11 protein-coding genes are annotated in these 12,252 nt (G+C 73.3%); all 11 read right to left on the bottom strand.

The genetic code is table 11. The features are described from left to right. Positions 1-29 precede the first annotated feature (29 nt). On the bottom strand, positions 30-428 hold the full coding sequence (locus ACWDX6_RS04400; protein ID WP_451483417.1) for a DNA-binding protein: 399 nt from the start codon (positions 426-428) through the stop codon (positions 30-32). Beyond that, complete coding sequence (locus ACWDX6_RS04405; protein WP_451483418.1) at positions 425-715, bottom strand: hypothetical protein; 291 nt, start codon at positions 713-715, stop codon at positions 425-427. Before ACWDX6_RS04405 ends, ACWDX6_RS04400 begins: the two co-directional genes overlap by 4 nt. Positions 716-763: 48 nt before the next feature. Beyond that, the gene (locus tag ACWDX6_RS04410) at positions 764-1,342 is read right to left on the bottom strand and encodes a TetR/AcrR family transcriptional regulator (RefSeq protein WP_451483419.1); all 579 of its coding nucleotides are present in this window, start codon (positions 1,340-1,342) and stop codon (positions 764-766) included. After that, positions 1,330-2,052, bottom strand: a complete 723-nt coding sequence (locus tag ACWDX6_RS04415; RefSeq protein WP_451483420.1) for an enoyl-CoA hydratase family protein — start codon at positions 2,050-2,052, stop codon at positions 1,330-1,332. The genes ACWDX6_RS04410 and ACWDX6_RS04415 overlap by 13 nt, the downstream gene beginning before the upstream one ends. Beyond that, positions 2,049-3,626, bottom strand: coding sequence for a 4-coumarate--CoA ligase family protein (locus tag ACWDX6_RS04420; RefSeq protein ID WP_451483421.1), 1,578 nt, complete (start codon positions 3,624-3,626; stop codon positions 2,049-2,051). Before ACWDX6_RS04420 ends, ACWDX6_RS04415 begins: the two co-directional genes overlap by 4 nt. Before the next feature lie 46 nt (positions 3,627-3,672). Continuing rightward, the gene (locus ACWDX6_RS04425) at positions 3,673-4,806 is read right to left on the bottom strand and encodes an acyl-CoA dehydrogenase family protein (RefSeq protein WP_451483422.1); all 1,134 of its coding nucleotides are present in this window, start codon (positions 4,804-4,806) and stop codon (positions 3,673-3,675) included. Next, positions 4,803-6,782: an ATP-binding protein gene (locus tag ACWDX6_RS04430; RefSeq protein ID WP_451483423.1), complete on the bottom strand. Its 1,980-nt coding sequence runs from the start codon at positions 6,780-6,782 to the stop codon at positions 4,803-4,805. The genes ACWDX6_RS04425 and ACWDX6_RS04430 overlap by 4 nt, the downstream gene beginning before the upstream one ends. Before the next feature lie 10 nt (positions 6,783-6,792). Continuing rightward, positions 6,793-8,403 carry an acyl-CoA carboxylase subunit beta gene (locus tag ACWDX6_RS04435; protein ID WP_451483424.1) on the bottom strand — a complete coding sequence of 537 codons (1,611 nt, stop codon included), beginning with the start codon at positions 8,401-8,403 and terminating at the stop codon, positions 6,793-6,795. Further along, positions 8,400-10,076 carry an acyclic terpene utilization AtuA family protein gene (locus ACWDX6_RS04440; RefSeq protein WP_451483425.1) on the bottom strand — a complete coding sequence of 559 codons (1,677 nt, stop codon included), beginning with the start codon at positions 10,074-10,076 and terminating at the stop codon, positions 8,400-8,402. Before ACWDX6_RS04440 ends, ACWDX6_RS04435 begins: the two co-directional genes overlap by 4 nt. After that, a complete protein-coding gene (locus ACWDX6_RS04445; protein ID WP_451483426.1) occupies positions 10,076-11,020 on the bottom strand; it encodes a TIGR03084 family metal-binding protein in 945 nt (314 codons plus the stop codon). Before ACWDX6_RS04445 ends, ACWDX6_RS04440 begins: the two co-directional genes overlap by 1 nt. A 110-nt stretch (positions 11,021-11,130) precedes the next feature. Next, a complete protein-coding gene (locus ACWDX6_RS04450; RefSeq protein ID WP_451483505.1) occupies positions 11,131-12,015 on the bottom strand; it encodes an EamA family transporter in 885 nt (294 codons plus the stop codon). Positions 12,016-12,252 lie beyond the last annotated feature (237 nt).

The raw sequence follows: 12,252 nt of genomic DNA on the forward strand, positions 1-12,252 counted from the left end.
CGGGGCGGGCGGCACGGAGGTGGCAGCGGTCACAGGGGCAGGAGCCGTACCTTGTCGCCGCACAGGCGGGACATGTCGTCCACGTCCGAGGTGAGCATCACGACCGGGCCGGGCTGGCGCAGCGCCATCTCGGCGACGGTGGCGTCGATGGCGTACTTGTGGCCGTGCAGGCCGGTGTTCTTGAGCAGCTTGGCCGCCGCCCGGGCGGACTGTTCGGTGACGGGTTCGACCTTGACGCGGGAGAGGAGCCAGTCGAGGCGGGACAGGTTCACCTTGTCGTGCATGACCGCGACGACGGTGTTGGCGCTGATGATGTGGTCCGCGCCCCTCTCGTAAAAGACCTGGATCCTGGCCTCGGCCTTCCGGTCCCTGGCGATCCAGGCGGACAGCCCTCCGGAGTCCAGGACAACCGTGTTGATGTCGCTCACGCCGCCCTCGCCTCGGTGTTCATGGAGTCGGCGTCGGACCCGAAGCCGGAGTCGGAGGTACGAGGCCTGAGCGCGGCGTCGATCTCGCGACGCGCGGCCTCCAGCTCCTCCTCGGTGAACTCCCCGTGCTCCTCTTCGTAGAGCCGCAGTTCTTCACCGATCAGCTCGCGCCTGATGTGCCGGGCCACCGCCTCCGCCACATACGCGGACACGTTGTCCGTCAGCTTCTTCATCGCCTCCACATGCTCCGTCGGGATCGTCACCGTGATGCGCGTCGTCTCGGCCATGTGAAAAGCGTACCGCCGCGATGCATACCTGGAGTATGCAGAGACGTTTCAGCCCAGCGCTTCATCCAAAAGGGTCGCCCACTGCGCCACCACCCGTTCCCGTCTCGCCCGGTCGTCCGTCAGGAGCGTCGCGAGGCCCAGGCCGCGGGCCATGTCGAGGAGGCCCTGGACCGTTTCGCGGACGCCGGGGACGGACTCGTCGGCGCGCAGGAGCTCCACGGCGATGCGGTGCGACTCGCGGCCGACGCGGGCCTCCAGGTCCGTGACGCGGGCGCGCAGCTGGTCCTCGTCGGAGGCCGCGACCCACAGGTGGAGCGCGGCGCGGAACAGCGGGCCCGTGTAGAGGTCGACGAGCGCGGCGACGACCTCGCGGCGGTCGCGGGCCGCGAGGGTGCGCAGGGCCTGGGAGCGTTCCTCGGCGACGTACTCGACGGCCGCCGTGAAGAGGTCCTCCCGGGTCGGGAAGTGGTGCTGGGCCGCGCCGCGCGAGACCCCCGCGCGTTCGGCCACGACGGAGACGGTGGAGCCCGCCCAGCCGTGTTCGGCCAGGCAGGACACCGCCGCTTCCAGGAGCCGCTGCCGGGTGGCCCGGCTGCGGTCCTGCTTGGGAGCGGTCACAACGCCCATTCGGGTTCCCGTCGTTCGAGAAAGGCCGTCATCCCTTCGCGCGCCTCGGCGGAGGCGAACAGCGACGCCGAGCGCCGCACCAGCTCCTCCGCGTGCTGTTCGAAGGTCTCCAGGACTTTAGCCGTGACCAGGCGCTTGGACTCCGCCAGGCCCTGCGGCGAGCCCCTGCGCAGCCCGTCCAGGATCGCCTCCAGCCGCTCCTCCCCCGCCGTGACGAGACCGATCCGTACCGCTTCGTCCGTGCCGAAACGCTCGCCCGTCAGGTAGTACCGCGCCGCCGCGCGCGGCTCCAGCCTCGGCAGCAGCGTCAGCGAGATCACGGCCGGGGCCACCCCGATCCGTACCTCCGTCAGGGCGAAGTCCGCCTCCGGGGACGCCACCACCATGTCGCAGGCGCCCAGCAGGCCCAGACCCCCCGCCCGTACATGGCCGCGCACCGCCCCCACCACCGGTTTCGGCAGCTCCACGATCTGCCGCAGCAGCGCCACGAAGGTGTACGGACTGGGCGGCGCCTTCAGGTCCGCGCCCGCGCTGAAGGTGGCACCGGCGTGGGTCAGCACCACCGCCCGTACAGCCGGATCCTTGCCGCACGCCTTCAGCGCCTCGGCGAGCTCGGCGACCAGGGCCGCCGAGAGCGCGTTGCGATTCCCCGGGGAGTCCAGGGTCAGGGTGGTGATGCCGCGTTCCTCGGCGACGGAGACCAGGGTCATGAGCCTTCTCGCTCCCTCAACTCGCGGCGCAGGATCTTCCCCGACGCGGCCCTCGGCACCCCGTCGACGAACTCCACCCGCCGGATCTTCTTGTACGGAGCAACCTGCCCGGCCACGAAGCCGATGATGTCCTCGGCCGACAGACCGCTCGCGTGCGGCTGCCGGACGACGTACGCCTTGGGCACCTCGTTGCCGTCCTCGTCGTACACGCCGATCACCGCCGCGTCCGCCACCCCCTCGTGGGTGAGCAGCAACGCCTCCAGCTCGGCCGGGGCGACCTGGAAGCCCTTGTACTTGATCAGCTCCTTGACCCGGTCGACGACGAACAGCCAGCCGTTCTCGTCGACCCGGCCGATGTCGCCGGTGCGCAGCCACCCGTCGGCGTCGATCATGGCGGCGGTCGCGTCGGGGCGGCCCAGGTACCCCTTCATGACCTGCGGCCCCCGGATGGCGACCTCGCCGTCCGCGCCCGGCGCGGCGTCCTTCTCCGGGTCGTCGAGGGACAGGATCCGCATCTCGGTGCTCGGGAGGAGCTTGCCGACCGCGCCGAGCGGAGGGTCCACGGCGTCGAGGGGGACGACGTGCGTGCCCGGGGACAGCTCGGTCATGCCGTACGCCTGCCGCACCGGCGGCAGCTTCAGCCGGGCCGAGCACGCCTCGGCGAGGGAGGCGTCGAGCGGGGCGGCGGCGCTGACGATGTACTCCAGCGAGGACAGGTCGTGGTCGGCGACCGCCGGGTGCTTGGCGAGGGCGAGGACGATCGGCGGCGCCACGTACAGGCCGTTGACGCGGTGCTTCTCGATGGCGGCGAGGAACTGGTCGAGCTCGAAGCGGGGCAGCACGACGACGGTGGCGCCCTGCCGCAGCGGGGCGTTCATCAGGGCGGTGAGGCCGTAGATGTGGAAGAACGGCAGCACGGCCAGGATGCGGTCGCCGGGACCCATCGGGACGAAGGGTTCGAGCTGGGCGAGGTTGGTGGCGATGGAGGTGTGGGTGAGCATCACGCCCTTGGGGACGCCGGTGGTGCCGGAGGAGTACGGGAGGGCGGCGACGTCCTCGTCGGGGTCGATGGCGGGGGCCGGCTCGGGAGCGGTGGTGGCGAGCATCGACCGCAGCGACCGGTGGCCCTCGGCCGCCTCGTCGCAGACGAGGATCTCCTCGACGCCGCCGGCGAGTTCGGCGGCCCGGCGCGCCACCGCGAGCAGCGGGGAGACGGTGACGATCCAGCGGGCGGAGGAGTCGCGGAGCTGCTTGGCGAACTCCTCCGGCGTGGCGAGCGGATGGACGGTGGTGACCGAGGCCCCGGCCCGGGTGGCGGCGTAGAACGCGATCGGGAACAGGACGGTGTTGGGGCTGTGCAGGGCGAGGACGTCGCCCTTGCGGACTCCGGCCTCGGCCAGCCCGGCGGCGACCCGCCGGTGGAACGCGTCGACCTGCGCGTACGTGAGGGTGAGCTCCCCGGCCCCGTCGATCAGGGCCGGGGTGTCGCCGCGCTCGGCCGCCCCGCCGAGGACGGCGTCGTGGATGGGCAGGGAGACGGCCCGGACATCCGCGTACTCGCTGTGAAACACCATGCGTGCCCCCTGGAGAGGTGAAAGGTGGTCGCCAGAATCCCGCGGGTCAGTACGACTTGGGGAGACCCAGGGACTGGTGGGACACGTAGTTCAGGATCATCTCCCGGCTGACGGGCGCGATCCGGGCGACGCGGGAGGCGGTGACGAGCCGGGCCAGGCCGAACTCGCGGGTGAGGCCGTTGCCGCCGAGCGTGTGGACGGACTGGTCGACGGCCTTCACACACGCCTCGCCGGCCGCGTACTTCGCCATGTTGGCGGCCTCGCCCGCGCCGGCGTCGTCGCCTGCGTCGTAGAGATGGGCGGCCTTCAGCATCATCAGCTTCGCGAGTTCGAGCTCGATGTGGGCCTGGGCGAGCGGGTGGGCGATGGCCTGGTGGGCGCCGATCGGGCTCTTCCAGACCTGGCGCTCCCTGGCGTAGGCCACCGCCCGGGCGAGGGCGTAGCGTCCCATGCCGATGGCGAACGCCGCGGTCATGATCCGCTCGGGGTTGAGGCCGGCGAAGAGCTGGAGGAGCCCGGCGTCCTCGTCACCGACCAGGGCGTCCGCCGGGAGGCGGACGTCGTCCAGGGTCAGCTCGAACTGCTTCTCCTGGGCGGCGAGTTCCATGTCGATGACCTGGCGCCCGAAGCCGGGGGCGTCGCGCGGGACGATGAAGAGGCACGGCTTGAGGCTGCCGGTGCGGGCGTCGGAGGTGCGGCCGACGATGAGGGTGGCGTCGGCGATGTCGACGCCGGAGACGAAGACCTTGCGGCCGTTGAGGACCCAACCGTCCTCGGTCCTGGTGGCAGTGGTGGTGATGCGGTGCGAGTTGGATCCCGCGTCGGGCTCGGTGATGCCGAAGGCCATGGTGCGGGTGCCGTCGGCGAGGCCCGGCAGCCACTCCCGCTTCTGCCCCTCGGTGCCGAACCGGGCGATGACGGTGCCGCAGATCGCCGGCGAGACGATCATCATCAGCAGGGGCGCGCCGGCCGCGCCCGCCTCCTCCAGGACGATGGAGAGTTCGGCGATGCCGCCGCCCCCGCCGCCGTACTCCTCGGGCAGGTTCACCCCGAGGTAGCCGAGCTTCCCGGCCTCGGCCCAGAGGGCGGCCCGGTCGAAGTCGCGGCCGTGGCGGTGGCCGAGGGCGGAGACGGCGGCACGCAGGGCGGTGTGTTCCGGAGACTCGATGAGGGTGCTCATGCGGACTGTTCCTCCTGTGCGTCGGTGGGTGCGTCGGCCGGGGCGCGGGTCTGCGCATGGCGCTGTGCGTCGGCCGGGGCGTCGGCTGTTGGGCCGCCCGGGGCGTCGGCCGGTGCGTCGGCCTGTACGACGGCGAGCAGGGCGCCGACCTCGACCTGGCGGCCGGGGGCGGCGTGGAGCGCGGTGAGCCGGCCGGAGGCGGGAGCGGTGACGCGGTGCTCCATCTTCATGGCCTCCAGCCAGAGGAGCGGCTGCCCGGCGGTGACCGCGTCGCCGACCGCGAGGCCGTCCGCGACCCGGACGACGGTGCCGGGCATCGGCGCGAGCAGCGAGCCGGGAGCGGCCTGGTCGCGGGGGTCGGGGAAGCGGGGGCGCGCGGTCAGCCGGTGGGCGCCGACATGGACCGTGTCGCCGTACCGGGCGACGTCGAAGTCCCGTACGACTCCCTCGACTTCGAGCCGGACGCGGTGCGGTGTGACGCCGACGGCACGGACCCCCTCGGGCGCGGTGACGGTGTAGCCGCCGTCCCGGGCGGGCCGGTAGCGGACCTCGTGCTCCCCGTAGGCCCGGCTCTGGTCCTGCGAGCGCACATTGCGCCACCCGCCGCCGAAGCGGCCCGTCCGCGCCGCCGCCTCGGCGAGCGCGGCGGCGACGGCGGCGTACGCCTCCCCGGTCGCGGGGAGGGTCAGACCGGCCAGGTTCCGCTCGTAGAAGCCGGTGTCCACCCGCCCCGGATCAGCGAACTCCCCGTGCCGCAGGGAGGCGACGAGCAGGTCCCGGTTGGTGACGGGCCCGTGCACCCGGGCCCGGGCGAGGGTGTGCGCGAGCCTGCGGACGGCCTCGGCGCGGGTGGGCGCGTGGACGACGACCTTGGCGATCATCGGGTCGTAGTGGACGCCGACGGTGTCACCGGAGACGTACCCCGTGTCGACACGCAGACCCGGCCCGCCGTCCGGGAACTCCAGCGTGTGCAGGCGGCCCGTCTGCGGGGTCCAGCCCCGGGACGGGTCCTCCGCGTAGAGGCGGGCCTCGATCGCGTGGCCCCGGGCCGCGGGGGGCTCGGCGGGCAGCGGCGTGCCTTCCGCCACCGCCAGCTGCAGGGCGACCAGGTCGACGCCGAAGACCGCCTCGGTCACCGGGTGTTCGACCTGGAGGCGGGTGTTCATCTCCAGGAAGTGCGCCCGGCCGTCCGCGACCAGGAACTCGACCGTGCCCGCCCCCGTATAGCCGACGGCCTTCGCCACCGCCACGGACCGCTCGTACAGGGAGTCGACGAGACCCGCCGGCAGGTCCGGCGCCGGGGCCTCCTCGATCACCTTCTGGTGGCGGCGCTGGAGCGAGCAGTCGCGCGTCCCCAGCGCCCACACCGTCCCGTACGCGTCGGCCATGATCTGCACCTCGACATGGCGGCCGTTCTCGACGTACGGCTCGACGAACACCTCGCCGTCGCCGAACGCGCTCGCCGCCTCCGCCGAGGCCGCCGCCAGCTCCCCGGGGAGCGCGGCCAGGTCACGGACGACCCGCATGCCCCGGCCGCCGCCACCCGCCGCCGCCTTCACCAGGACCGGCAGGTCCGCCTCCGTGACCTCCCCCAGCGGGGCGACCCCCATGAGCTCCTTCGCCCGGGTCTTCGACGCCATCGCCTCGATCGCGGCCGGAGGCGGCCCGATCCACACCAGGCCCGCGTCCTCGACCGCCCGCGCGAACCCCGCGTTCTCCGACAGGAAGCCGTACCCGGGGTGGACCGCGTCCGCCCCGGCCGCCAGCGCCGCCTTCACCACCAGGTCACCGCGCAGATACGTCTCGGCGGGCGCGGCGCCCGGCAGCCGTACCGCCGCGTCGGCCTCCCGTACGTGCAGCGCAGCGGCGTCCGCGTCCGAGTACACCGCGACCGTCCCGATGCCGAGCTCCCGGCACGTACGGAACACCCGGCAGGCGATCTCGCCCCGGTTCGCGACCAGCACAGTCGAAATCATCGAAGTGGCCTCACATTCGGAAGACGCCGAAGCCGCCGCGCGCGCCCTCGACCGGTGCCGTGTGGATGGCGGACAGGCACAGCCCGAGGACCGTGCGGGTGTCGCGGGGGTCGATCACGCCGTCGTCGTACAGCCGCCCCGACAGGAACATCGGCAGCGACTCCGACTCGATCTGCGCCTCGACCATCGCGCGCAGCGCGGCGTCCGCCTCGGCAGCCTTGTCGTCGTACGGCTGCCCCTTGGCGGCGGCCGAGGCCCGCGCCACGATCGACAGCACGCCGGCGAGCTGCTGCGGGCCCATGACGGCCGACTTGGCGCTCGGCCAGGCGAAGAGGAAGCGCGGGTCGTAGGCGCGGCCGCACATGCCGTAGTGCCCGGCGCCGTACGAGGCGCCCATGAGGACGGAGAGGTGCGGCACGCGGCTGTTCGCCACCGCGTTGATCATCATCGCGCCGTGCTTGATGATGCCGCCCTGCTCGTACTCCCTGCCGACCATGTAACCGGTGGTGTTGTGCAGGAAGACCAGCGGGATGTCCCGCTGGTTGGCGAGCTGGATGAACTGCGCCGCCTTCTGCGACTCGGCGGAGAACAGCACCCCCCGCGCGTTGGCGAGGATGCCGACCGGATAGCCGTGCAGGGCCGCCCAGCCGGTCACCAGACTCGGCCCGTACAGCGGCTTGAACTCGTCGAAGTCCGAGCCGTCCACGACCCGGGCAATCACCTCGCGCGGGTCGAACGGGGTCTTCAGGTCGCCCGGCACGATCCCGAGCAGCTCGTCCTCGGCGTACTTCGGGGGCTCCGCGAGTCCGGCCGGATCGGGGTGCGCCTTGCGGTGGTTGAGGCGGGCGACGATCCGCCGCGCCTGGCGCAGCGCGTCCGCCTCGTCGACGGCGTAGTGGTCGGCGAGCCCGGAGGTACGGGCGTGCATCTCGGCGCCGCCGAGCGACTCGTCGTCGCTCTCCTCCCCCGTCGCCATCTTCACCAGCGGCGGGCCGCCGAGGAAGACCTTCGACCGCTCCTTGATCATCACGGTGTGGTCGGACATGCCGGGGACGTACGCCCCGCCGGCCGTCGAGTTGCCGAAGACGACCGCGATCGTGGGGATACCGGCGGCGGACAGCCGGGTGAGGTCACGGAAGAGCGCCCCGCCCGGGATGAAGATCTCCTTCTGCGAGGGCAGGTCGGCGCCGCCGGACTCGACGAGCGAGACGACCGGCAGCCGGTTGGCGTACGCGATCTCGTTGGCGCGCAGGGCCTTCCTCAGCGTCCACGGGTTGGAGGCGCCGCCCCGGACGGTCGGGTCGTTGGCCGTGATCAGGCACTCGACGCCCTCGACCACGCCGATGCCGGTGACGATCGACGCGCCCACCGGGTAGTCGCTGCCCCAGGCGGCGAGCGGCGACAGTTCGAGGAAGGGGGTGTCGGGGTCGAGCAGCAGCTCGATCCGCTCGCGGGCGAGCATCTTGCCGCGCCGGCGGTGCCGTTCGACGTACTTCTCCCCGCCGCCCGCGAGCGCCTTGGCGTGCTCGGCGTCGAGGGCGGCCAGCTTGTCGAGCATGGCGGCGCGGTGGGCGGCGTAGTCGGGCCCGTCCGTGTCGAGGGCGGAGGCGAGGACGGTCACAGCAGTTCCTCCGGGATGTCCAGGTGCCGGGAGCGGAGCCATTCACCGAGGGCTTTGGCCTGGGGGTCGAAGCGTGCCTGGGAGGCGACGCCCTCGCCGAGGAGTCCGGTGACGACGAAGTTCACCGCCCGCAGTCCGGGCAGGTCGTGCCGTACGACGGGCAGGGCGGCGGTCTCCGGCAGGAGCCGCCGGAACCGCTCCACGGTGAGGGTGTGGGCGAGCCATCGCCAGGCCGCGTCGGTCCGGACCCACACGCCGACGTTCGCGTCGCCGCCCTTGTCGCCGCTGCGGGCCCCGGCGACCAGCCCGAGCGGGGCACGCCGGACCGGGCCGGGCGGCAGCGGCTCGGGCAGCGGCGGTGCGGGCAGCGGCTCGAGCGCTCGCGTCTGTGCGGGTACGGGGAGGGTGCGGCGGGTCCCGTCGGGGAGGACGGCCACGTGCGGCACGTCGGCGGCGGGCACGTGGGCGGTTTCGAAGACTCCGTACGGCGCGCCCTTGCCGGGCGGGGCGGTGACGTGGAAGCCGGGGTAGGAGGCGAGGGCCAGTTCGACGGCGGCGGCGGTGAGGGCGCGGCCGACCGGCTCCGGGGCGGGGTCGCGTACGACGAGCCGGAGCAGCGCGCTCGCGGTCTCCTCGGTGTCGGCGTCGGCGCGGTCGGTGCGGGCCGGCTCCCAGCGGAGGTCGGCGGGGCGCGACCCGGCCCGGTCGAGGGCGTCCTCGATCTGGTCCCGTACGAGCTGGTCCTTGGCGTCGATGTCCAGGCCGGTGAGGACGAAGACGACCTCGTTGCGGAAGCCGCCCAGCCGGATGAGCCCGGCCTTGAGGGTGGGCGGCGGGGCCTCGCCGCGTACGCCGTCGATCCTGACCCGGTCCGGGCCCTGGCGGGTGAGCCGTACGGTGTCGAGCCGGGCGGTCACGTCAGGTCCGGCGTAGCGGGCGCCGGCCGTCTCGTAGAGGAGCTGGGCGGTGACGGTACCGATGTCGACGACGCCGCCGGTGCCGGGGTGCTTGGTGATGACACAGGTGCCGTCGGGGTGGATCTCGGCGACGGGGAAGCCGGGACGGCGTACGTCGTGGCCGGTGAAGAAGGCGTAGTTGCCGCCGGTGGCCTGGGTACCGCACTCCAGGACGTGCCCGGCGACGACCGCGCCGGCGAGCTCGTCGTACTGTTCCGGCCCCCATCCGAACCGCCACTGCGCGGGCCCGGTGACGAGGGCGGCGTCGGTGACGCGGCCGGTGACGACGATGTCGGCTCCGGCGTCCAGACAGGCGGCGATCCCGGCGCCGCCGAGGTAGGCGTTCGCCGTCAGTACGCCGTCGGGGGCGGGGAGTCGGTCGCCCTCGACATGGGCGATCCGGGCGGGGACGCCGAGCCGTTCGGCGAGGGCGCGCAGGGCGTCGGCGAGCCCTGCGGGGTTGAGGCCGCCCGCGTTGGTGACGACGCGGACTCCGCGTTCGTGGGCGAGGCCGAGACCCTCCTCCATCTGGCGCAGGAAGGTCTTGGCGTACCCGGCGGCCGGGTCCTTGAGGCGGTCCCGACCGAGGATGAGCATGGTCAGTTCGGCGAGGTAGTCGCCGGTGAGGACGTCGAGTTCGCCGCCGGTGAGCATCTCGCGGACGGCGTCGAAGCGGTCGCCGTAGAAGCCGGAGGCGTTGCCGATACGGAGGACCATCAGGCCCCCTTGGCGGTGGGGCCGGGCGCGGGGGATTCGCGGTCGGTGGCTGCGGGTTGGCGGCCGGAGGCGGCGGGTGTGGGGCCGGAGGCTGAGGGTGCGGGGGATTCGTGGTCGGAGGCGGCGGGTGTGGGGCCGGGTGCGGGGGATTCGCGGTCCGTGGCTGCGCGAGGGCGGCCGGGGCCGGCCGGGCCGGCGAAGGCCTGGGCGATGGAGAGCCACCGCTCGGCGTCCTCGCCTTCGGCGGTGAGCGCGGTGTCGTCGCGGTGGACGCGCTGGGTGACGAGGAGGCAGAAGTCGAGGGCGGGCCCGGTGATCCGCTGTGCGGCGCCGGGCGGGCCGTAGGCCCACTCCTCGCCGCCGGGAGCGACGAGCTCGACCCGGAACGGCTCGGTCGGCGGCTGGATCCCCCGTACGAGATAGGCGTAGTCGCGGGCCCGGACGCCGATCCAGGCCACGTGGCGCAGGTGGGCGGTCGGTGCGCGCACGACGCCGAGGGTGTCGGCGACGTCCTGCCCGTGCGCCCAGGTCTCCATGAGCCGGGCGGTCCCCATGGAGGCCGCGCTCATGGGCGGCCCGTACCAGGGGAAGCGGGCGCCGGGCGGGGCCTCGCGCAGGGCGCGCTGGAGCCGCTCGCGCCCGTCGCGCCAGCGGTCGAGAAGCACGGCGGGCGGGAGCGCGGCGCCCTCCGCCGCGCCGTCGTCGACGAAGCGGTCAGGCGCGGCGAGGGCGTTCTCGGCCTCGGCGGCGAAGGCGCCCGGGTCGGTGACGGCGAGCAGCGCGGCCCTGTCGGTCCAGGCGAGGTGGGCGATCTGGTGGGCGACGGTCCAGCCCGCGGCGGGGGTGGGAGCCGCCCACCGCTCGTCGCTCAACCGTCTGACGAGCCGGTCGACTTCTTCGCTCTCGCTGCGCAGATCGTCGAGGACGACGACGGGGTCGGACACGGTGTGCTCCCCTCGGGGGACGGGCGGGCCACGGGCGTGTGCCGAGGAGCATGGCAGCGCACAACAAAACAAGCAAGCATGCTTGCTTGAAAACTTGGAGGGGACACTCCCTAGCGTTCGGCGCGCTTCATCTGGGTGCGGACCGCGCCCATGCTGGCCGCGATGACGAGCGCGATGGCGAGTGCGTCCGTCAGGGACAGGGCCTGGCTCAGCAGCAGGAAGCCGGCGGTCGCGGCGATCGCGGGTTCCAGGCTCATGAGGATCGCGAAGGTGGGGGCGGGCAGGCGGCGCAGGGCGAGGAGTTCGAGGGTGTAGGGCAGCACGGAGGACATCAGCGCGACGGCGAGGCCGAGGCCGATCGTCGACGGTACGAAGAGCTTGTCGCCGGCCTCCGCGAGGCCGAGCGGCAGACTGAGGACGGCGCCGAATGCCATGGCGAGCGCGAGGCCGTCCGCCTGGGGGAAGCGCCGGCCGGTACGGGCGCTGAAGACGATGTACGCCGCCCACATCGCGCCCGCTGCGAGCGCGAACGCCGCGCCCGCGGGGTCGAGCCGGTCGAAGCCGCCACCGCTGAGCAGGACGACACCGCCGAGGGCGAGGCCGGCCCACAGGAGGTTGACCAGGCGCCGGGAGGCGACCACCGAGAGGGCGAGGGGGCCGAGGACCTCCAGGGTCACGGCGGCGCCGAGCGGGATCCGGTCGGCCGCCTGGTAGAAGAGGATGTTCATGCCCGCCATCGCGGTACCGAAGGCGACGACGGTGCCCCAGTCGGCGCGGCCGTAGCCGCGCACCTTGGGGCGGCAGACGATCAGCAGGACGGCGGCGGCGAGCACCAGCCGCAGGGTCACGACCCCGAGGGCGCCGGCCCGAGGCATCAGCAGGACGGCGAGTGCCGATCCGAACTGGACGGACAGGCCACCGGCGACGACGAGCGCGACGGGGCCGAAACGGTTGGCGCGCGTGGGGCCACCGGGGGCCGCCGCGGCTCCGGGTATGGAGACCGCTTCGGGCGCCGCGACGGCTTCGGGTACCGAGACGGCGGCGATGTCCTTGACCGGGCTGTCCACCGGCTCACTCCCTGCTTGCATGGTTCATTACATTGGACTTTCGATACAGGATAGTGCACCCATCGCGCGACGGCCCGCCTATAACGCTACGAGCCTGTGCGCGGCTCGGAAAATGCCGATTGGGCTGCCGCGGGGTCCCGGCAGGGGGGCGGCCGTACGTGCCAC

The sequence above is a fragment of the Streptomyces sp. NPDC003027 genome, assembly GCF_053591435.1.

Excerpts from the sequence above, each read along its gene's own strand:
- ACWDX6_RS04440 (WP_451483425.1), bottom strand. The coding sequence starts at position 10,076 with ATGGTCCTCCGTATCGGCAACGCCTCCGGCTTCTACGGCGACCGCTTC.
- ACWDX6_RS04415 (WP_451483420.1), bottom strand. The coding sequence starts at position 2,052 with ATGACCCTGGTCTCCGTCGCCGAGGAACGCGGCATCACCACCCTGACC.
- ACWDX6_RS04430 (WP_451483423.1), bottom strand. The coding sequence starts at position 6,782 with ATGATTTCGACTGTGCTGGTCGCGAACCGGGGCGAGATCGCCTGCCGG.
- ACWDX6_RS04420 (WP_451483421.1), bottom strand. The coding sequence starts at position 3,626 with ATGGTGTTTCACAGCGAGTACGCGGATGTCCGGGCCGTCTCCCTGCCC.
- ACWDX6_RS04410 (WP_451483419.1), bottom strand. The coding sequence starts at position 1,342 with ATGGGCGTTGTGACCGCTCCCAAGCAGGACCGCAGCCGGGCCACCCGG.
- ACWDX6_RS04405 (WP_451483418.1), bottom strand. The coding sequence starts at position 715 with ATGGCCGAGACGACGCGCATCACGGTGACGATCCCGACGGAGCATGTG.
- ACWDX6_RS04425 (WP_451483422.1), bottom strand. The coding sequence starts at position 4,806 with ATGAGCACCCTCATCGAGTCTCCGGAACACACCGCCCTGCGTGCCGCC.